This window comes from Streptomyces sp. Pv4-95 (genome assembly GCF_045782725.1).
In the GTDB taxonomy this organism is placed as follows: Bacteria; Actinomycetota; Actinomycetes; order Streptomycetales; family Streptomycetaceae; genus Streptomyces.
Genome location: NZ_CP127172.1, coordinates 4,963,393 through 4,984,364, shown reverse-complemented (window position 1 = coordinate 4,984,364; position 20,972 = coordinate 4,963,393). Strand labels below are relative to the sequence as shown.

The window sequence follows — 20,972 nt, the reverse complement described above, 5'->3', positions numbered from 1 at the left end:
GCCAATGGGGCGCCGGTGTAGTCCCGTTCTACGTAAGGGAACAGCAAAACGCCCGTGTCCCGCCAGAGCGGACACGCCGAAGGGCGTCCGCCCCACGGATGGCGGACGCCCTTCGGGCTGGTCGGAGTACCGACCGGAGGTTCAGGAAGCCTTGGCCTTCGGCTTGTCGCCGGAGGTGGCCGGGGCCGCCGGTGCGGGGGCCGGCTTGGCCGCCTCGTAGAACTCCTCGCGGGGGTTCTCCATGGCGCCGAGCGAGACGACCTCGCGCTTGAGGAACATGGCAAGGGTCCAGTCGGCGAAGACGCGGATCTTGCGGTTGAACGTCGGCATCGCCATGCCGTGGTACGCGCGGTGCATGTACCAGGCGAGACGGCCCTTGAGCTTGATCTTCATCTTGCCCATGACGATCATCGCGACGCCCTTGTGCAGGCCGAGACCGGCGACCGCACCCTTGTTGGCGTGGCTGTACTCCTTCTGCGGGAAGCCCCGCATGCCGGAGACCACGTTGTCGCCGAGGACCTTGGACTGCCGCAGCGCGTGCTGGGCGTTCGGCGGGCACCAGGCGTTCTCGTTGCCCGCCTTGCGGCCGACGAGGTCGGGCACCTGGGCGTTGTCGCCCGCGGCCCAGATGTAGTCCGTGCCCTGCACCTGCAGGGTGGCCTGGGTGTCGACGTGGCCACGGGGGCCGAGCGGCAGACCGAAGCGGGACAGGGCCGGGTTCGGCTTGACGCCCGCGGTCCACACGATGGTGTTGGAGTCGACCTCGAGGCCGTTGTTCAGGACGACATGACCGTCGACGCAGGAGTCCATGCCGGTCTTGAGGTAGACCTCGACGCCGCGGCCTTCGAGGTGCTCCTTGCCGTAGGCACCGAGCTTCGGGCCGACCTCGGGGAGGATCTTGTCGGCGACGTCGACCAGCAGGAAGCGCATGTCCTCGCGCTTGACGTTGCTGTAGTACTTCGCGGCGTCGCGGGCCATGTCCTCGACCTCGCCGATGGTCTCCGCACCCGCGAAGCCACCGCCCACGAAGACGAAGGTCAGCGCCTTGCGGCGGACGTCCTCGTCGGTCGTGGAGTCGGCCTTGTCCAGCTGCTCCAGGACGTGGTTGCGCAGGCCGATGGCCTCTTCCACGCCCTTCATGCCGATGCCGTTCTCGGCCAGGCCGGGGATCGGGAAGGTGCGGGAGACCGCGCCCATCGCGATGACCAGGTAGTCGAAGGGCAGCTCGTACGCCTCGCCGACCAGCGGGGCGATCGAGGCGACCTTGCGGTCCTGATCGATGGTGGTGACCCGGCCGGTGAGAACCTCCGCCTTGGGCAGCACGCGTCGTAGCGGAACCACGACGTGGCGGGGAGAGATGCTGCCGGCCGCAGCTTCAGGGAGGAAGGGCTGGTACGTCATGTACGAGCGCGGGTCGACGACCGTGACGGTCGCCTCGCCGTACCGCATCTTCTTGAGGATGCGACGTGCCGCGTACAGGCCTACGTACCCACCGCCTACAACGAGGATCCGGGGACGCTCCGTGGTGCTCATGCAATCGAGTATCCACCCCCACATGGGGGGTCGCTCGTGAGCCCCTTCACAAGCAGTGCAGAGGTGTCTGCTACACTCCGCCGGCTTCGTGACCGACGCCATAGCGCGACCGGGGAACCACCGTGTAGGGCGAAGCGTTGGAGACCCCTGTTGATCAGGGATTGTGAGGCGCCGGGCGCCTGAACCACCCGCCGCGGCCGGATACTTGTAACACCCCTGAAATCGCGCATTCTTCGGGTCGTCGAGGCTCGGAGCCTTCGAATGCGGCCGTTACGGCCACCTTGTTCGCCCATCGAGCGCCTTTTTCATGTGAAGGATTTCACGAACTTTCTCCGACGACCCGCGCGGAGACCCCCTCGAAGCCCCCTTCGCGACGCTCAGACGCGACACCACCCGCTCAAACGACGGGATTTCGAGGCCGGTGCCTTGCTTTCCACGCCCTCGCGCACTCATGACCGCCGAGCCGTCGCGCGCCCCGGTGCCCAGGGGTGGCGTGAGCGCCCGCCTCACGCGACGGCCCCGGCAGCCGTGGCTGCCGGGGCCGTACACGTGGAAGAGCGCTCAGGCGGCGCTCCAGGCGATTCCGTCCAGGATGTCGTGCTCGCTGACGACGACCTCTTCCGCGCCCACCCGCTCCATGATCGACAGCAGCACGAGCGCGCCCGCGGCGATCACATCGACCCGGCCGGGGTGCATGACCGGGCTCGCCGCACGCTCGGCGTGGGTGGACGTCAGCAGATCCCCGGTGATCTCCCGGACCTTGGCCAGCGGGATCCGGGCGTGGTGGATCGCCTCGGAGTCGTAGTGGTCCAGCCCCAGGGCGATGGCGGCGACCGTGGTCACGGAGCCGGCCAGGCCGACGAGCGTCGTGGCCTCGCGCAGCGGCACCGTCTCCTCGGCCCGGTCCAGCGCCGCGGCGATGTCGGTCTTCATGGCGGCGATATCGCCGGGGGACGGCGGGTCGCTGATCTCGCCGTCCCGCAGGAGGTGCCGCTCGGTCATCCGCACACAGCCGACGTCCACCGACCGCGCGGCACGCACCGAATCGGAGCCGAGCACGAACTCGGTCGAGCCGCCGCCGATGTCCACCACCAGATAGGGCGGTTCGACGTCGGCACGGCCCGCGAGCTCCTTGGTGGCGCCGTTGAAGGAGAACTCCGCCTCCTGGTCGCCGGTGATCACCTCGGGCTCCACGCCCAGGATGTCGACCACGCCGCGGACGAAGTCCGCACGGTTCTCGGCGTCCCGCGAGGCGGAGGTCGCCACGAACCGGAGCTGCTCGGCCCCCAGGCCCTTGATCACCGCGGCGTACTCGCGGCACGCCGCGAAGGTGCGCTCCAGCGCCTCGGGCGCGAGCCGCCCGGTGCGGTCCACGCCCTGGCCCAGCCGGACGATCTGCATCCGGCGGTCCAGGTCCTTCAGCTCGCCCGTCGCCGGATCGACGTCCGCGACCAGCAGCCGGATGGAGTTCGTACCGCAGTCGATGGCGGCGACCCGCTTCATTCGGCATCTCCTTCGGGGGTGTCCTGGCACGGCGACACGCACGGCCCCTTCGCCCACCACTCCGGCAGCATCGCGATGGCCTCGTCACCGAGCGGGTTGACGCCCGGCCCGGCCGCGAGCGAGTGGCCGACCAGGACGTGCAGGCACTTGACCCGGTCGGGCATACCGCCCGCGCTCGGGAAGCCCTGGAGCACCTCGATGGCGTCCCGGCGCCGGATGTAGTCCTCGTGTGCCGCCCGGTAGGCGGCGGCCAGCTCCGGGTCGCTCGCCAGCCGTTCGGTCATCTCCTTCATCACGCCGTTGGCCTCCAGCGTGCCGATCGCGGAGGCCGCACGCGGGCAGGTGAGGTAGTACAGCGTGGGGAAGGGGGTGCCGTCCTCCAGGCGCGGCGCCGTCTCGACGACATCCGGCTGGCCGCAGGGGCAGCGGTGCGCGATGGCGCGCAGCCCGCGCGGCGGGCGGCCCAACTGCTCCTTGAAGGCGGCGATGTCCTCGGCGGTGGGCTCGGTGGGCTCGGTCTGGGGCGGGGCGGTGTCCATGTGCGCTTTCGGTGAGGTCGGTGGTGCGGGGGACGTGACGGGCCGGACGGAACGAGGCGGACTGGGGCGGTGCGGCGGCGCTACCGCCGGTCGGCGGAGTCGACGCCGTCCCACAGATTCTCGTACCAGGGGCGCTGTGCGGCTGCCGGCGCCTTGCGCACCGCACCGGTGCGGGGGCCGTCCTGGACGATATATCCGGTCTCACCCGGCGCGATGTAGTGCAGATGCCGGCGGGCCTGCTGCCGGACGTACTCCGGGTCCTGCCAGCGGGCCTTCTCGTCGCGCAGCCGGTTCAGCTCCCGGCCGGCCTCCTGCGCCTTGCGGCGCTGGTCGGCGATGTCCGAACGCTGGGAGACGTACTGCCTTATGGGGTAGGCGAGGGCGACGACCAACGAGCACATCACCAGGGCGAGCAGGGCGGCGCGGCCGGTGAGGCGGTTGCGGCGGGGCGGCCGGGCGCGGTAGACCCGGGCGGCGGCCTGCTCGCCGAGCGCCTTGAGTCGGGTCGCGGTCGAGAACCGGTCCGCGGACACATCGCCTCCCCTTGATCACCGGACGGTGCACACTACGCGCCGGCTCCGCCGCCCTGCGGGCGTCGCAAGCAAAGCCGTCCCCGGCAACGGTACGGGACCGTTGCCGGGGACGCTTCGAAGTGGTGCGCTGCGCTCGCGTCAGTTGGCGGTGCGGAACCGCGGGAAGGCGGAGCGGCCGGCGTAGACGGCGGCGTCGTCGAGGATCTCCTCGATGCGCAGCAGCTGGTTGTACTTGGCGACGCGCTCGGAGCGGGCCGGGGCACCGGTCTTGATCTGGCCGCAGTTGGTGGCGACGGCCAGGTCGGCGATGGTGACGTCCTCGGTCTCGCCGGAGCGGTGCGACATCATGCACTTGAAGCCGTTGCGCTGGGCCAGCTCGACGGCGTCCAGGGTCTCGGTCAGCGAGCCGATCTGGTTGACCTTCACCAGCAGCGCGTTGGCGGAGTTCTCCTCGATGCCGCGGGCCAGGCGCTCGGGGTTGGTGACGAACAGGTCGTCGCCGACGAGCTGCACCTTGGAGCCGAGCTTCTCGGTGATGACGTTCCAGCCGGCCCAGTCGTCCTCGAACAGCGGGTCCTCGATGGAGACGAGCGGGTAGTCCGCCACGAGCCCCTCGTAGTACTCCGTCATCTCGGCGGCCGAGCGCTCCTTGCCCTCGAACTGGTAGACGCCGTCCTTGTAGAACTCGGAGGCGGCGACGTCGAGCGCCAGGGCGATGTCCTGGCCGGGGGCGTAACCGGCTTCCTTGATGGCTTCCAGGATGAGGTCGAGGGCCTCGCGGTTGGAGCCGAGGTTCGGGGCGAAGCCGCCCTCGTCGCCGAGACCGGTGGCCAGACCCTTGGTCTTCAGGACCTTCTTGAGGGTGTGGTAGACCTCGGCGCCCCAGCGCAGCGCCTCGGAGAAGGACTCCGCGCCGATCGGGGCGATCATGAACTCCTGGATGTCCACGTTGGAGTCGGCGTGCGACCCACCGTTGAGGATGTTCATCATCGGGACGGGCAGGACGTGCGCGTTCGGGCCACCGAGGTAGCGGAACAGCGGGAGGTCGCTGGCCTCGGAGGCGGCGTGCGCGACGGCGAGGGAGACGCCGAGGATGGCGTTGGCGCCGAGGGAGCCCTTGTTGTCCGTGGCGTCCAGGTCGAACATCGCCTGGTCGATCAGCCGCTGCTCGGTCGCGTCGTAGCCGACGAGCTCCGGGCCGATCTGCTCGATGACGGCCAGGACGGCCTTCTCCACGCCCTTGCCCATGTAGCGGCTCGGGTCGCCGTCACGGAGCTCGATGGCCTCGAAGGCACCGGTCGAGGCGCCGGACGGAACGGCGGCACGGCCCGTGCTGCCGTCGTCGAGGCCGACCTCGACCTCGACCGTGGGATTACCTCGCGAGTCGAGAATTTCGCGGGCTACGACGACGTCGATGGACGGCACGTTGTCTCCTTCATGGGTGTCTGGAGTTCTGCAGCACGAGCCTAACGGCCTTGGGCGCATCCGTTCGCCCTCGGCCCGCTCAGTGGGACGAAAAGAGGCCCAAAAGCCCAGCTCATGGGAGGTTTCGCCACATTGTTCGCCGAGCGGGAAAAGTTGCCTGACGATGCTGGTCAAGACCGCCTGCCGGGGACGGGTGCGCACCCTCTTCCGCGACGCGAAATCCGGGCCGCCGACATGGAGAAGCCCCGCCGCGGCGCGATGGGGGATGGCGCGCCGCCGCGGGGCGGTCTCCTGCACGAGCGGGTGGAGCGGAGGGCAGACGCGATGGACGCGATGGTCACGGGGGACGGCGTGGGGAGAGCGGTCCGTCCCCGGTTCGTTCACACCGGCTGCCCGGCCCCGGACCCCTCAGCCGGGGCGGGCGGATCGTGCGTACCGCCGTACGCACGGACCACCCGGCCGGCCGGAGACGGTGAGGTCCTCGGCGCCCCTGTGCAGGGGTCGGCTCAGACGTCGAGCTTCTGGCCGGGGATGATCAGGTTCGGGTTGCCGCCGATGACGGACTTGTTGTCCGAGTAGAGCGCCTTCCAGGTGGTGCCGTGCGCCTTGGCGATCTTGGCGAGGGTGTCGCCCGCCTTGACGGTGTAGTTGCCGGAGGCGTTGGACTTCGGGGCCGGCTTCGACTTCTCGGGCGCGGGGGCCGGCGCAGGCTTCTCGGCCTTCTCGCCGGTGTTGCCCTGCGGGGCGTCGCCGGAGGTGTCGAGGTCGGGGGAGGGGCCACCGGCGGTCAGGTTGCCGGCGCCGGCGCAGGACCAGGCACCCGGGCCCTGGATGGCGAGCAGCTTCTCGGCGGCGGCTATCTGCTGGCTCTTGGTGGCCAGGTCGGCGCGCGCGGCGTACTGGGTGCCACCGGCGGCGGCCCAGCTGGAGTTGGAGAACTGCAGGCCGCCGTAGTAGCCGTTGCCGGTGTTGATCGACCAGTTGCCACCGGACTCGCACTGGGCGACGGCGTCCCAGGTCTCGACGGACGCGGCGGAGGCGGAGGAGGCGCCCATGAGCGGGACGGCCACGGCAGCACCGGCGACACCGGCGAGGGTGGCGACGCGGACGGCCTTGGAGGGACGACGGTGCTTGCCCTTGTTGTTCAGCATGGTTCGTTCGTTTCCTCACCGACGCCTGCGAGGTGAGCTGTCGGGTTCGGGCCATGTGAGTTGCCCGGCCGCGTGTACATGACATGCGACTTCACCCCAAGCCGGTTGACCCGCTTTCACGGGTGGGGCCGGCGCTTACCTTGGGTCCCCCGCTCCTGCCTTCGGCGCTTGCGCGTCGACCGCCTTCGACCACCGGCAGGATTCGGCGTGTGATCGAAGGGCCCGCTTTGGCGAGCGGTCCTGACCGTAAGCAGTAACCCCCTTGGTGTTCAAACCCCACCATCTGAACCAAGTTGACCGTTTTTGATCATAGGGTGCACCCATTTCTGCAGGTGGACCCAGGTTTGGGAACGGCGCGGGAGCTGGACGCCGCACCCCGGAACGAGAGCCTTGTCTCACTTTCCCAAAAGGGGGCGAAGGTGAGCGAACTACCCTTCGATGTGCCCGAGATCGAGGATCTGCCCCGGCTTGATCAGGTCGGCGTCGGCGCCGACGACGCCCTCGTTGCGGTCGTAGAGGGCGGGCCACCCACCGGGCACCTCACGGGCCTCCGCGATGGCTGACAGGCTGTCACCGGCGCGCACGGTGTAGTCGCCGCCGGCCGGACCGGTCTGATGCGCGTCACCGTCACGGGAGGCGTGCCGGCCCGACGAGCGGCCGCTGTCGTCCGCCTCGTCCGCGCCCTCACCGCTCTCCTCGGCGCCGCCGCGGTGCCTGCCCGTGCCGGGCGTCCCATCCGCCGTGGAGTCGCCGCCCGCGGACGCGTCATCCGGCGCGCCCGTCCCGTCGGTGCGGCTGCCGCCCTCGTCCCGGCCGTCGGCACGGGAGGGGTCATCGCCACGGGAGGAGTCGTCGCGCCGGTCGTCCGCCGTCGGGGAGCCGGAGTCGGACGGATCGGAATCCGCGGGCCCGGACTGCTCGGCGGGATCCGACGCGTCAGGGGAGGGCGTCGCGTCGGACGGCTCGTCGCCTTCCGACGGGCCGGAGGAGTCGGAGGAGCCCGAGGAGTCCGAGGAGTCCGAGGAGTCCGAGGAGTCCGACGGGTCCGACGGGTCCGAGGAGTCGGACGGGCCGGAGCCGTCGGAGGGGTCCAGGAGGTCCGGGTCGAGGAGGCTCACGCCGCCCGGGTCGACCTCGGGCGAGGAGCCGTCCGCGGTCAGCCCGGCGTTCACCGCACAGCTGGGCCAGGCGTCGGGCCCGCGGTCGTCCAGGATCGCCTCGGCCACGGATATCTGCTGGGAGCGGCTGGCGAGGTCGGGGCGGGAGGCGTAGTCCGCGCCGCCGTACTCGTCCCACATGTCCTGGGTCAGCTGCAGGCCGCCGTAGAAGCCGTTGCCCGAGGCCGCGCTCCACATCCCGCCGCTCTCGCACTGCGCGACGCGGTCCCACGTCGCGGTGTCGGCGGCGTGTGCGCCACTCGCGCCGAGCAGCGGCAGGGCGATGCCGGCGCCGGTGACCCCCGCCGTGACAAAGATGGCCGGTGCTTGACGGGGGCGCCTGTGTCGGCCGTTCCCGGAACGCATGCGGTTGCCTTTCGCGCGGCGGTGGAGTTGTCCGATCGCCGGCCGCGTCCGGCGCACCAATACATCCGGTGCACCAGGTTTGACTTCCGCCGATCGGGTGAAGCTCTTCGGTTCGGTCGAAAGGTAGCCGGGGTCACGGGTAGTCACAAGCCGGTGTAGTGGAGATCACGTAAAGGTCACACAGGTGACGGAGCGTCAATTCCGGACCCGTCCCCGGTCAGGGCCGCGGAGGCGTGAACTCCACCGGAAGCGACCGCAGTCCGCGCATGATGAGACCGCCGCGCCAGCGCAAATCATCAGGTTCCGCCGCAAGGCGGATGTCCGGCAGCCGGGTCAGCAGCGTCGCGAGGGCGGTCTGCCCTTCGAGCCGGGCCAGCGGGGCGCCCAGGCAGTAGTGGATGCCGTGCCCGTATCCCAGGTGCTGATTGTCGCGCCGGGTGAGGTCGAGGGTGTCCGGTTCGGGGAACCGCTCCGGGTCGCGATCCGCCGCGGCCAGCACCACCAGGACGGGGTCGCCCTCGGCGATGCGCTGCCCGCCCAGCGTCAGCTCCTGCGTCGCGAACCGCCACGTCGCCAGCTCGACCGGGCCGTCGTAGCGCAGCAGCTCCTCGATGCCGGTGGCGAGCAGCTCGGTGTCCCCCGCCTCCATCGACTTCTGCAGCAGTTCGCGCTGCGCGGGGTTGCGCAGCAGCGCGTAGGTGCCGTTGCCGATGAGGTTGACGGTGGTCTCGAAGCCGGCGAAGAGCAGGATGAAGGCCATCGCCGCGACCTCGTTCTCGCTGAGGTGCTCACCGTGGTCGGAGGCCCGGATCAGGCCGGAGATCAGGTCCTCGTCCGCCTCGTCGCCCAGGGACTCGCGCTTGCGGTGGATCAGTTCGGCGAGGTAGCCGCGCATCTTCTTCACCGACCTGGCGACCCCGCCGCGCGGTCCGCCGCCGTGCCGGATCATCATCCCGGCCCAGTCCCGGAAGTCGTCCTGGTCCTCGCGCGGGACGCCGAGCAGATCGCAGATCGCGTAGATGGGGAGCGGGAAGGCGAACTCGTGGATGAGGTCCGCCGCTCCGGTCTCCGCGTCCGGCTGCTTGGCGATCATGTCGTCGATGAGGGAGTCGGTCAGCTCCTGCACCCGGGGGGCGAAGGCCGCGACCCGGCGCGGGGTGAACGCCTTCGCCACCAGGCGGCGGAGCCGGGTGTGGTCCGGGGGGTCGATGTTGAGCAGATGCGTCATCAGGTTGGCGCTGCGCTCGCCCGGGATGCCGACCTTGCCCTTGCCGTGCGCGGCCTCGCTGTGATGCCGGGGGTTCTTGGAGAGCCGGGCGTCGGCGAGGGCCTGCCGCGCGTCGGTGTAGCGGGTCACCAGCCAGGCATCGACGCCGCTGGGCAGTGCGGTCCTGTGCACCGGCGCGTGGGTGCGCAGCCAGGCGTACGCGGGGTACGGGTCGGAGGCGAACTCCCAGGTGAACAGCTCGGGGGCGGGCGGAGCCGCGGAGCCTGCCGGGCAGCTCGCGGGGGCGTCGGCGGGGGTGGCGTCGGGCATGTCGTGCACCCACCGACCGTAACCGGTGGGCGTGCACCGGCGCGCCCGCGGAGTCACGGCCTGCGCCCGGGGTGCGCGGGGACCGGCACGGGCGCACCGCGCTCCGCCGTGCGCGACCGGCGCCCGCCCGGTGGGCTACCGCGGCCCCGGCTCCACGCCCAGGCCCGCGAGGAACGCGACGGCCGACGGCGACGGGCCCAGGCCGCTCCACACCACGCGCTCGCTGCGCTCGGGCGCCGGCCGCACCCGCAGGATGTGCAGGCCGGGCAGCTCCGAGGCGATGGCCTCGGGCACCATGCCGACCCCCAGCCCGGCGCGCACCAGCTTCGCCAGGAACTCCACGGTCGTCACCTCGAACGCCACCTCGGACGTCAGGCCGGCCGCGCGGAACGCCTCGTCGCGCTGGCGGCGGGCGGCCGAGCCGGCCGTGAAGTCGACGAAGGTCTCCTCGGCGAGCCGCGCCAGACGTGTCCACTCCTGCCGGGCCAGCGGGTGGCCGGGTGGTACGACCGCGACCAGCTCGCCGCGCGCAAGCTCCTTCTCCCGGACTCCGGCGGTGCGCGCGCCGGGCACCAGACCGACGAAGGCGACGTCCAGGCCGCCCTGCCTGACCTGCTCGATCAGGTCGTCGCTCATGTCCATCCGCAGGCTGACGCACACCTGCGGACAGCGGGCGCGGAACGCTCCGAGCTCCCGGGCGAGGTCGACCGCCGCGACCGTCGAGATGGCGCCGACCGCCAGCCGCCCGCGCACCTCTCCGGTCGTCGCCTCCACCTCGGCGCGGGCCCGCTCCGCCGCCTGCAGGGCCTGCCGCGCGACCGGGACGAAGGCCGCACCGGCGACGGTCAGCCGGACGCTGCGGCTGGTGCGGTGAAAGAGCCGGGCGCCGAGTTCCTTCTCCAGCCGGGCGATCTGGTGGCTGAGGGCGGACTGCACCACATGGCAGCGCTCGGCGGCGCGGGTGAAGCCGCCCGTCTCGGCGACGGCGACCACGTACCGCATCTGCTGGAGCTCCATCGCCCGATCGTAGCCATCGATCGCGTTCCACGATGAGTGCGATGACAACTATGCGTTGGACTCATCGATCGTGGACGGCGCACGCTGGGCGGGCCCGGAGTCACGGTGGCCGCGGGCGGCGGGAAAGGACACCCACATGGAGCCCGAGCAGACGCCGGGGCCGGAGCAGCGGAGCACGGCGGAGCCGGACGCGGGCACCGGCCGGCTGGGGCGCGGCACACTGCTGCTGATGTCGGTCGCCACCGGCCTGTCCGTCGCGGGAAACTACTTCGCCCAGCCGCTGCTGGACGTCATCGGCCGGGATCTGCGGCTGTCCGCCTCAACCGCCGCGCTGGTGGTGACCGTGGCCCAGGTCGGCTACGGGCTCGGGCTGCTGCTGCTCGTGCCGCTCGGCGATCTGCTGGAGCGGCGCCGGCTCGCGGTGACCCTGTGCGTGGCCACCGCGGGCTTCCTGACCGTGACGGCGAGCGCGCCCAACGCCGCGCTGCTGCTGACCGGCACCGCGCTCACCGGTCTCGCGTCGGTCGCCGCCCAGGTCCTGGTGCCGTACGCGGCGACCCTCTCGGCGCCCGCCGAACGCGGCCGGACCGTCGGCACCGTCATGACCGGGCTGCTGCTGGGCATTCTGCTGGCCCGTACGGCCTCCGGGATGCTCGCCGAACTCGGCGGCTGGCGCACCGTCTACTGGGTCAACGCCGCGTTGATGCTGCTGGTGGCGGTGCTGCTGCGGCTCCGGCTGCCCGCCCTGCGCACCACGGCCGGCCTGCGCTATCCGGCGCTGCTGCGCTCGACGCTCGCGCTGTTCGTGCAGGAGCCGGTGCTGCGGTGGCGGGCCGCGATCGGGGCGCTGGCTTTCGCCGGCTTCAGCGTGCTGTGGACGGCCGTCGCGTTCTTGATGTCCGGTCCTGCCTACGGCTGGCAGGAGTCGGCCATCGGGCTGCTGGGGCTCGTGGGGGCGGCCGGTTCGCTGTCCGCGTCGGCGGCCGGACGGCTGGCGGACCGGGGCCTGGTGCACCGGGTGACCGGCGCGGGGGCGTTCCTGCTGCTGGGGTCGTGGGGTCTGCTGGCGGCCGGCGGCGCCGGCGGGGCGTGGGCGCTCGCGGCCCTGCTGGTCGGCGTGATCGTGCTGGACCTCGCCGTGCAGGCGGTGCACGTCAGCAACCAGAACGTGGTCTACGCGGTCCGGCCCGAGGCCCGCAACCGCCTCAACTCCGCCTACATGGCGAGCTATTTCGCCGGTGGCGCGGTCGGCTCGGCGCTCACCTCGGTGGTCTGGAGCGCGGCCGGCTGGGGCGGGGTGTGCGTCCTGGGCGCGGCGCTCGCCGCGGCCGTCGCGGCGGTGTGGCTCGTGGACCGGCTGCGCCGGAGGTCCGGGCCGCACGACGGCGGTGCCGCCCGCCCGGTGGGGGACGGCACCGGGGCCCCGTCGGCTCGGCCCGCTCAGTCGTCGAACAGCTCGTCGTCGGCGTCCGAGGCGCTCGCGTCCTCCTCGGAGGACCGGCCCGAGGGCGGCAGCCCCTCGGCGGCCCGGATCGCGTCGCGGTAGGTGCGGGCCGCGGCGCGCAGCGCGGTCTCCGGGTCGGTGCCCTCGGCCTCCGCCCGCACCGCCAGCGCCAGCAGTTCGTAGCCGACGCCCTCGCCCGCCGGTTCCGCCTCGATACCGGCCGTACGGGCCCGGGAGGCGAGCTTGCCGGCCAGGGCGAGCGCGGGCTGGGCCGGCGGTACGCCGTCGGTCACCGACTCCCGCCGCTTCTCCACCGCCTTGGTGCGCAGCCAGTGCGCCTTGACGTCGTCGGGGGTGGTGGCGGCCGCGTCCCCGAAGACATGCGGATGGCGGTGGATCAGCTTCTCGACGATGCCGCCCGCGACATCGTCGAGGGAGAACGGCTCATCCGGGTCGTCCTGCGCGATCCGGGCGTGGAAGACGACCTGGAGCAGCACATCGCCCAGCTCCTCGCGCAGCGCCGCGCGGTCGCCCTCCTCGATGGCCTCGACCAGCTCGTAGGCCTCCTCCAGGCCGTACTTGGCGAGGTCGTGGTGCGTGCGGATGCTGCTCCACGGGCACTCGGCGCGGATGCGGTCCATGACCTGGACGAGATCCAGCAGCCGGGCGCCGGGGAGGTCGTAGGAGCCGGGCAGGAGTTCCAGGTCGGGCATGGTCTCCCGGCCTGAGCCGGCCAGCCGCGCAAGGCCGTCGGTCAGCGCGCTCTCGCCGGCCGCGGAGGTCAGCACGACGGCGGTACGGTCCCCGGCCACGCAGTGGTCGACGAGCTCGCGCGCGGAGAGGGATGCCTCCTCCACCTCGATACCGGCCTCCCGCAGATAGGGCAGCTGCGGATGGCCGGGGTCGGCGCACAGGACCCGCCCGGCCGTGCGCAGCGTCTGCCACGCGGGCCAGGACAGCAGTCCGGGGGCGACCCGGTGGCTGGTGGTGAGCAGGACCAGGCGACCGGTGCCGCCGCCCTGCGAGGGGGCGTCGGCGCCGGAGTCGGCGTGGGAGGCGTCAGCGTTCACGTATCGAACGTAACGCACCCCTCCGACAGGCCCGGCGCCGGTCGGCCCCGCCCGCCGGGCAACCGCAGCCGGCGTCCCGCTCAGGTCTGCTGCTGCTCCGCGGTGCGCCCGGTGGTGATCCAGGGGTCCTTGGTCTCGCCGAGGATGACCTCCTGGTCGTCCCAGGTGCCGAAGCGCGGGTTGACGTCGATGCCCATGGACCGGGAGGTCTTCGACAGCGCCTCGGCGAGCTTCTGCTGGCCCTGCGGCTGCCCGCGGTCGGCCCCGAGGTGCTCGGCGACGCCGTCCAGCAGCAGCTGGTTGCGGACCATGGCGTCGATCTCGTCCGGGGCGATGGCCTGCTGGAGCCACAGCGCCTTCAGCCGTTCCGCGCCGCCCGCCCGCTTCTCGGCCGCCGCCCGCCACTTCTGGATGTCGTCACGGGTGACCTCGACACCGGCATCCTTCGCGGCGCGCTCCAACACCTCGTCGAAGATCAGTCCGTTGAGGGTGGCGAGGCTCAGCCGGCCGGTGTTGCTGATCATCTGTCCGCCCTGCGGGGACTTGCCCTGGGCTTCGCGGACATCCCGCACCTTCGCCTGCAGCTGCGAGACGGTGATCCGCTTCCCGTCCACCACGGCCGCGGCACCGGGGTGCGCGTCGGCGCCGCAGGCGGCCAGCAGCGGGGCTGCGGCCAGCAGAGCGGCGGTGGCGGATACGGAGAGCGCTGTCCTACGGCGGAACACTTGGCCTCCCGGCAGATCGTGCGACGGAGTCTCGACCTTGAGTGATCGATGCTATGGAGTCGGCGTGGCCCAGGCCACTGCTTCGGCCAACGATCTCTCCCGGTGGCGGTTCCGCCCGGTAACGGTTCGGCACGGTGGCGTTCGGGTGTCGCCTTTCCCCCGGGCGTCCTCGCTACTTCGCCGAGAACCGCGCCGGCGCCTCGGTGGGGCCGCCGCCGGCCGGCAGGCGCTCTCGCGGACAGGAGGTGAGCACCCGCGCCATCGCGTCCCGCTCGCCCCGCGTCACCCACAGCCCGTACTTCTTCTTCACCGCCACCTGGTGGGCGACGTAGTCGCAGCGGGCGGCCTTGAACGCGGGCAGCCAGGTCGCCGCGTCCCCGTCGCCCTTCTGCCGGTTGGCCGAAGCGTCCACCGCGATCAGGTTGAGCGGGTCGTTGGCCAAGGCCACCCGCTTGCTCCCCGGCCACTGCTGCGCGCCCTTCTGCCAGGCGTCCGACAGCGCCACCACATGATCGATGTCGACCTTGCTGCGGCCCCGCTCGTAGCGCAGCGACCGCCCGGTGTACGGGTCCTGGGGCAGGGTCCCCGACACCACGACGCAGTCGCCGTCACGGAATGCGGTGGCCCGCAGATCGCGCTTGAGGATGTCGTCCCGGGTACCGCAGCCGTTGCTGTCGGTGTCCGCCCAGGGCGAGCCGAACCGGTCCCGGTCGTAACCGGTCTTCGGGGCACGGCCCTTGACGTCGAGGGACGCCACCGCACGCAGCGCGCTGCCCGCGCGCCCCTCGGGCGCGGGAACGGACGGGCTCGCACCCGCGTCTGAATCACTGCCGCCCCGGCCCTCGTACGGGGAGCAGCCGGTGAGGGCCAGCAGGGCGGCGAGCGCGGAGACCGCTGCGGCGGTCAGGGCAGGCGCGGTGGCGCGGCCCCCTCCCGTTTCGCGGCGGTCGCGGGGAGGGGCGAGGAGCGCGGACCGTATCAAAGCGGCGTCCAATCCGGAGCGTCGGAGGGGAGGGCGGGCTGCGGCGGCCGCCGGGTTCGACCGGTTCGCCGCTTCGAGTATCTTTTCGGAAGTTGAGAGTGAGGACCCTCATGGACACGGCCGCAGCAACGGCGGCGGACGGCAGCACCGGGCATCGGCCCGGGGCGGCCACCGGCGCCCGCCCCGCGACCGCGGCCACCGACGGCGCGCCGGCCGGCCGGCTGCGGCGCCTTGCGCACCGCCTGCGGGCGCCCCGCCTCGACCCGTACTGGACCGCTGCATTCCTCTTCCTCGCCTACGCGACGCTGTCCCTGTGCCGCTTCCGCTCGATGGGCACCGCGTCGTGGGACCTGGGGATCTTCGAGCAGGCCGTACGGGGCTACGCGCACCTCTCGGCGCCGGTCGTCGACCTCAAGGGGCCGGGCACCAACATCCTGGGCGACCACTTCAGCCCCGTACTGATTCTGCTCGCCCCCTTCTACCGGCTGCTGCCCTCCCCCGCGACCCTCCTCACCGCGCAGGCCGCCCTGTTCGCGCTGTCCGCCCTGCCCGTCACCCGGGCCGCGGCCCGCTATCTCGGCCGCGCCAGGGGCCTGGCCGTCGGCCTCGCCTACGGCCTGTCCTGGGGCGTGCAGAAGGCGGTCGACTTCGACTTCCACGAGATCGCCTTCGCGCTGCCGCTGCTCGCCTTCGCCCTCGAAGCGGTGCTGCGCGGGCGGTGGACCGCGGCGGTGTGCTGGGCCGCGCCCCTGGTGCTGGTCAAGGAGGACCTGGGGGTGACCGCCGCCGCCATCGGGGCGGTCGTGCTGATCCGCACCCGCAGGGCCACCCCGGCGGCCATCGCCCTGGTCGCGTTCGGCATCACCGCCACCGCCGTCACCCTGGGCCTGGTCATCCCCGCCTTCAACGGCTCCGGCTCCTACGACTACTGGACCAAACTCGGCGGCGAGGGCGGCGGCCCCGCCATCCCGGTCGACACCGCCGTCCGCACCACGCTGTGGATCCTGCTGCCCACCACCGGTCTGCTCGCGCTGCGCTCCCCGCTGTTGCTGATAGCGCTGCCCACCGTGGGCTGGCGCTTCCTCTCCCACGACGCGCACTACTGGGGCATCGACTGGCACTACAACGCCGTCCTGATGCCGGTGGTCTTCCTCGCCCTCGTCGACGCCCTCGCGCACACCCGGCTCTCCGCCCGGCCCTGGCTGCGCGCGTACGCCCTGCACCTGCCGTCCGCCGCGCTCGCCGCCGCGCTGGCACTGACCACCACACTCCCGCTGGCCCGTCTCACCGAAGCGGTCACCTACCGCAAGCCGCCGGCCGTCACCGCCGCCGAGCGGCTGCTGGAGCGGATACCGGACGGCGCGACCGTGGAGGCCGACATCCGGCCGCTGAGCCGTCTCACCGGCCGCACCCGTGTGCTGTGGACCGGCGACACCGACGGCATCTCCCCCGACTACATCGCGGTGCAACTGCACGACAACCGCTCCCCGCAGCAGGCCCTCGCCGACGCCGCGCGCCGCCACCCGGAGGCGAAGTACGCGCCCCTCGGCGGCGTCGCGGACCTCGTCGTATTTCGCAGGACGGCCGAGCGCTGAGTGCCTAGGGTGGCGCGATGACCACCGACGTGATCGTCCTCAACGGCGGTTCCAGCTCCGGGACCTCGTCCCTGGCCCGCGCCCTGCAGCACACCCTCCCCCGCCCCTGGCTGACCTTCGGTGTCGACACCTTCGGTGAAGCCCTCCCACCGACCCTGCAGGACTCGCCGGACGGTCTGCTCGTCGCGCCCGACGGGCAGGTCACGGTCGGCCCGGCCTACCGGGCCCTGGAGTCCGCCTGGCGCAACGGCATCGCCGCGATGGCCCGCGGCGGCACCGGCGTCATCCTCGACGAGGTGTTCCTCGGCGGCCACGAAGGCCAGCGGCGGTGGCAGTCCGCGCTGGAGGGCCTTGAGGTGCTGTGGGTCGGCGTCCGCTGCGACGCCGAGACCGCCGCGGCCCGCGAACGGGCCCGCGGCGACCGGGTGGTGGGGATGGCCGCCGCCCAGGCCGACCTCGTCCACAAGGGCGTCCGCTACGACATGGAGGTCGACACCGCCGCCGCCACCCCGGACGCCTGCGCGCGCCTGATCGCGGCACGGGTGCGCTGAACGGGCCGGCGCGGCACACAGGGAACCGCGCCGGCCCGCCGCGAAGGCCCCCTCACGCCCCCGGGATCGGCTACGAACCCAGGATCGTCGTCAGGAACTCCCCCACCCACGACAGCAGTTCCCGGCCGACCAGCGGCTTTCCGCCGATCTTGCCGGTGGTCGGCCGGGGCACCAGGATCTGCCGGGTGGCCGGCTTGAGCACCGTCCGCGGATACAGCCGCTTGAGCCGCAGCTCCTGCGACTCCCGCAACTCCACGGGACCGAAGCGGACGTTGGAGCCCTGCAGGGTGATGTCGGCGACGCCGCTGGAGCGCGCCAGCATCCGCAGCCCGGCGACCAGCAGCAGATTCTCCACCGGCTCGGGCATCTTGCCGTAGCGGTCGGTCAGCTCCTCGCGGACCGCGGCGATGTCCTCCTCGGTCGTGGCGGAGGCGATGGCGCGGTACGCCTGCAGCCGCAGCCGCTCGCCCGGCGCGTAGTCGTGCGGGACGTGCGCGTCGACCGGCAGCTCGATCTTGACCTCCAGCGGCGGCTCCTCCTCCACACCGCCTTCCAGCGACGCCCGGTAGTCCGCGACGGCCTCGCCGACCATCCGGACGTACAGGTCGAAGCCGACGCCGGCGATGTGCCCGGACTGCTCACCGCCGAGGAGGTTGCCCGCACCGCGGATCTCCAGGTCCTTCATCGCGACATACATACCGGCGCCCATCTCGGTGTGCTGGGCGATGGTCGCCAGCCGCTCGTGCGCGGTCTCGGTGAGCGGCTTCTCCGGCGGGTAGAGGAAGTAGGCGTAGCCGCGGTCCCGGCCGCGGCCCACCCGCCCGCGCAGCTGGTGGAGCTGGGAGAGGCCGAAGTTGTCGCCGCGCTCGACGATCAGGGTGTTGGCGTTGGAGATGTCGATGCCCGATTCGACGATCGTCGTGGAGACCAGCACATCGAACTTCTTCTCCCAGAAGTCGACGACGACCTGCTCCAGCGCCGTCTCGCCCATCTGGCCGTGAGCGGTCCTGATCCGCGCCTCGGGCACGATCTCGCGCAGCCGCGCGGCGGCCCGGTCGATGGACTCCACCCGGTTGTGGATGTAGAAGACCTGGCCCTCGCGCAGCAGTTCACGCCGGATGGCGGCGCCGATCTGCTTCTGCTCGTACGGGCCGACGAAGGTCAGGACCGGATGCCGCTCCTCGGGCGGGGTGGTGATCGTCGACATCTCGCGGATGCCGGTGACCGCCATCTCCAGGGTCCGCGGGATGGGCGTCGCGGACATGGTCAGCACATCGACGTTGGCGCGCAGCTTCTTCAGCTGCTCCTTGTGCTCCACACCGAAGCGCTGCTCCTCGTCGACGATGACCAGGCCCAGGTCCTTGAACTTGGTCTCCGAGGAGAACAGCCGGTGGGTGCCGATGACGAGGTCGACGGAGCCCTCCCGCAGCCCTTCCAGGACGGCCTTGGCCTCGGTGTCGGTCTGGAAGCGGGACAGCGCCCTGACCTTGACCGGGAACTGGCTGTACCGCTCGGTGAACGTGCCGAAGTGCTGCTGGACGAGGAGCGTGGTCGGCACCAGGACCGCGACCTGCTTGCCGTCCTGCACCGCCTTGAAGGCCGCGCGGACCGCGATCTCGGTCTTGCCGTAGCCGACGTCGCCGCAGATCAGCCGGTCCATCGGGACCGACTTCTCCATGTCCTCCTTGACCTCGGCGATGGTGGTGAGCTGGTCGGGCGTCTCGGCGTACGGGAAGGCGTCCTCCAGTTCCCGCTGCCAGGGGGTGTCCGGGGCGAAGACGTGGCCGGGGGCCGCCATCCGCGCGGAGTACAGCTTGATCAGGTCGGCGGCGATCTCCTTGACCGCCTTCTTGGCGCGCGCCTTGGTCTTCGTCCAGTCGGCGCCGCCCAGCCGGTGCAGCGTCGGGGCCTCCCCGCCCACGTACTTGGTGACCTGCTCCAGCTGGTCGGTGGGGATGTAGAGACGGTCGCCGGGCTGGCCGCGCTTGGCGGGCGCGTACTCGACGAGGAGGTACTCGCGGGTGGCGCCCTGCACGGTCCGCTGCACCATCTCGATGTAGCGGCCCACGCCGTGCTGCTCGTGCACGATGAAGTCGCCGGCCTGCAGCGTCAGCGGGTCGATGGTCTTGCGGCGACGGGCCGGCATCCGGCCCAGCTCCTTGGACGCCGCCTTCTGCCCGGACAGATCCGTCTCGGTCAGTACCGCGAGCCGCAGCCCCTGGTCGATGAAGCCGTTGTCGAGGGAGCCGCAGGTCACGTGGACCAGATTCGGTGCGATCTGCGACAGCTCGGCTTCCATGCGCGCCGGGATGCCCTCGCCGCCGAGCACCTCGACGGTGCGCGCCGCCGGGCCGTGCGCCTCGGTGACGAACACCGTTCGCCAGCCGTCGGCGAGCCACTGCTTGGTGTCGGCGAGCGCCCGCGCGGTGTCCCCGCGGTAGGTGTCGGGGGCGTGCATGCCGAGTTTGAGGGTGTCCCCGGCCGCCGCGACATCGGCGGCCGTCAGCTCCTCACCGGCGGCGTCGGACCCGATGTCGCCGGAGGAGAACTGGCTGACCGACCACCACATCATGTCCAGCTCGCGGGCCCGCTCCCGGACGTCCGCGATCCCCCACAGCGACGCCGCGCCCACGTCGATCGGTGCCTCGCCGCCGCCCGCGCTGGCCGCCCACGACGCCTGCAGGAACTCCTGGCTGGTGGCCACCAGGTCCGCGGCCCGTGTCCGGACCCGCTCCGGATCGCACACCACGGCCATGCTGCCCTTGGGCAGCACGTCAAGCAGCAGTTCCATCTCGTCGACCAGGGCGGGCGCGAGGGACTCCATGCCCTCGACGGCGATGCCCTCGGCGATCTTCCCGAGCAGCTCGCCCAGCTCCGGGTGCTGCTCGGCGAGCGCCGCGGCCCGCGTCCGGACGTCTTCGGTCAGCAGCAGTTCACGGCACGGCGGCGCCCACAGACCGTGCTCGGCGACCTCGAGCGACCGCTGGTCGGCGACCTTGAAGTACCGGATCTCCTCGACGTCGTCGCCCCAGAACTCCACCCGCAACGGGTGCTCCTCGGTCGGGGGGAAGACGTCCAGGATGCCACCGCGGACCGCGAACTCGCCGCGCTTCTCGACCAGTTCGACGCGCGTGTAGGCGGCGGCCGCCAGCCCGTCGACGATGTCGCCGAGGTCGGCGCTGCCGCCCGTGCGCAGGCTGACCGGGACCAGGTCCCCCAGCCCCTTGACCTGCGGCTGAAGCACGGAGCGGATGGGCGCGACGACGATCGAGACGGGGCCGGCCATCACGTCGTCCGCCCGCGGGTGCGCGAGCCTGCGCAGCACCGCGAGCCGGCGGCCGACGGTGTCCGAGCGCGGCGAGAGCCGCTCGTGCGGCAGCGTCTCCCAGGACGGGAACTCCACGACGGAGTTCTCCTCACCGGCCGGCATCAAGGTGCGCAGCGCGGCGGCCAGGTCCTCCGCCTCACGGCCGGTGGCGGTCACCGCGAGGACCGGCCGGCCCGCGTCGCGGGCGAGGGCGGCCACCGCGAAGGGACGGGCCGCGGGCGGGCCCACCAGATCCACGTGCGGACGGTTCCCGTCGGCCGCGGCCTGCACCGCTTCGGCGAGCGCCGGGTCCTGTACGACGGCGTCGAGCAGACCAGTCAGGCTCATGAAAAGGCTTCCGTCCCAGCGAGGCGAACAACGCGAGCAGCCCGACACGTCGAACGGGCCGGGGTTGCCCACCTTACGCCCGCCCACCGGCACCCCGCGGCCCGAGCGGATACGGGCCCGGGAGGCCCCGGCGCCCGGGAGTCCGCACCACGGCGGCGGCCCGTGGCACGAGGACACCGCACCCGCCGC

16 protein-coding genes and 1 riboswitch are annotated in these 20,972 nt (G+C 72.1%); of the genes, 3 read left to right on the top strand and 13 right to left on the bottom strand.

Annotation, left to right across the window (positions count from 1 at the left end; all coding sequences use genetic code 11):
- Positions 1–141: 141 nt before the first annotated feature.
- The 9 genes from QOM21_RS21885 to QOM21_RS21845 form a co-directional block, all read right to left on the bottom strand.
- Positions 142–1,533: an NAD(P)/FAD-dependent oxidoreductase gene (locus tag QOM21_RS21885; protein ID WP_393892434.1), complete on the bottom strand. Its 1,392-nt coding sequence runs from the start codon at positions 1,531–1,533 to the stop codon at positions 142–144.
- A 561-nt stretch (positions 1,534–2,094) separates the two neighbouring features.
- The gene (locus tag QOM21_RS21880) at positions 2,095–3,036 is read right to left on the bottom strand and encodes an exopolyphosphatase (protein ID WP_407552478.1); all 942 of its coding nucleotides are present in this window, start codon (positions 3,034–3,036) and stop codon (positions 2,095–2,097) included.
- Complete coding sequence (locus tag QOM21_RS21875) at positions 3,033–3,575, bottom strand: DUF501 domain-containing protein (protein WP_407552476.1); 543 nt, start codon at positions 3,573–3,575, stop codon at positions 3,033–3,035. Before QOM21_RS21875 ends, QOM21_RS21880 begins: the two co-directional genes overlap by 4 nt.
- An 80-nt stretch (positions 3,576–3,655) precedes the next feature.
- Positions 3,656–4,108, bottom strand: a complete 453-nt coding sequence (locus tag QOM21_RS21870) for a septum formation initiator family protein (protein ID WP_393892437.1) — start codon at positions 4,106–4,108, stop codon at positions 3,656–3,658.
- Between the two features lie 138 nt (positions 4,109–4,246).
- Positions 4,247–5,533, bottom strand: a complete 1,287-nt coding sequence (gene eno / locus QOM21_RS21865; RefSeq protein WP_407552474.1) for a phosphopyruvate hydratase — start codon at positions 5,531–5,533, stop codon at positions 4,247–4,249.
- 506 nt (positions 5,534–6,039) lie between these two features.
- Positions 6,040–6,684, bottom strand: a complete 645-nt coding sequence (locus QOM21_RS21860; protein WP_407552473.1) for a transglycosylase family protein — start codon at positions 6,682–6,684, stop codon at positions 6,040–6,042.
- Positions 6,685–6,691: 7 nt separating this feature from the next.
- Positions 6,692–6,902, bottom strand: a riboswitch (cyclic di-AMP (ydaO/yuaA leader).
- Positions 6,903–7,112: 210 nt separating this feature from the next.
- Positions 7,113–8,207 (bottom strand): transglycosylase family protein, encoded by a 1,095-nt coding sequence (locus QOM21_RS21855; protein ID WP_407552471.1) that lies wholly within the window; start codon positions 8,205–8,207, stop codon positions 7,113–7,115.
- A 217-nt stretch (positions 8,208–8,424) separates the two neighbouring features.
- The gene (locus tag QOM21_RS21850) at positions 8,425–9,744 is read right to left on the bottom strand and encodes a cytochrome P450 (RefSeq protein ID WP_407555752.1); all 1,320 of its coding nucleotides are present in this window, start codon (positions 9,742–9,744) and stop codon (positions 8,425–8,427) included.
- A gap of 135 nt (positions 9,745–9,879) precedes the next feature.
- Positions 9,880–10,761 carry a LysR family transcriptional regulator gene (locus QOM21_RS21845; protein ID WP_407552469.1) on the bottom strand — a complete coding sequence of 294 codons (882 nt, stop codon included), beginning with the start codon at positions 10,759–10,761 and terminating at the stop codon, positions 9,880–9,882.
- 136 nt (positions 10,762–10,897) lie between these two features.
- Here QOM21_RS21845 and QOM21_RS21840 point away from each other — a divergent pair, with 136 nt between their 5' ends.
- Positions 10,898–12,307: an MFS transporter gene (locus QOM21_RS21840; protein WP_407552468.1), complete on the top strand. Its 1,410-nt coding sequence runs from the start codon at positions 10,898–10,900 to the stop codon at positions 12,305–12,307.
- Here QOM21_RS21840 and QOM21_RS21835 read toward each other — a convergent pair.
- From QOM21_RS21835 to QOM21_RS21825, 3 genes are all read right to left on the bottom strand, one after another.
- Entirely contained in the window at positions 12,202–13,275 is a 1,074-nt protein-coding gene (locus QOM21_RS21835; protein WP_407552466.1) for a nucleoside triphosphate pyrophosphohydrolase, read from the bottom strand. The two genes, QOM21_RS21840 and QOM21_RS21835, sit on opposite strands and share 106 nt — an antisense overlap.
- A gap of 80 nt (positions 13,276–13,355) precedes the next feature.
- Complete coding sequence (locus tag QOM21_RS21830) at positions 13,356–14,000, bottom strand: SurA N-terminal domain-containing protein (RefSeq protein ID WP_407552464.1); 645 nt, start codon at positions 13,998–14,000, stop codon at positions 13,356–13,358.
- A gap of 172 nt (positions 14,001–14,172) precedes the next feature.
- Positions 14,173–14,907: an HNH endonuclease family protein gene (locus QOM21_RS21825; RefSeq protein ID WP_407555751.1), complete on the bottom strand. Its 735-nt coding sequence runs from the start codon at positions 14,905–14,907 to the stop codon at positions 14,173–14,175.
- A 185-nt stretch (positions 14,908–15,092) separates the two neighbouring features.
- Between QOM21_RS21825 and QOM21_RS21820 the strand changes: the two genes are divergently transcribed.
- The gene (locus tag QOM21_RS21820; protein ID WP_407552462.1) at positions 15,093–16,577 is read left to right on the top strand and encodes a DUF2079 domain-containing protein; all 1,485 of its coding nucleotides are present in this window, start codon (positions 15,093–15,095) and stop codon (positions 16,575–16,577) included.
- Between the two features lie 17 nt (positions 16,578–16,594).
- Positions 16,595–17,128 carry a chloramphenicol phosphotransferase CPT gene (gene cpt / locus QOM21_RS21815; RefSeq protein WP_407552460.1) on the top strand — a complete coding sequence of 178 codons (534 nt, stop codon included), beginning with the start codon at positions 16,595–16,597 and terminating at the stop codon, positions 17,126–17,128.
- Positions 17,129–17,198: 70 nt separating this feature from the next.
- Here the strand turns inward: cpt and mfd are convergent, their stop codons facing one another.
- Positions 17,199–20,783 (bottom strand): transcription-repair coupling factor, encoded by a 3,585-nt coding sequence (mfd, locus tag QOM21_RS21810; protein ID WP_407552458.1) that lies wholly within the window; start codon positions 20,781–20,783, stop codon positions 17,199–17,201.
- Between the last annotated feature and the right edge of the window lie 189 nt (positions 20,784–20,972).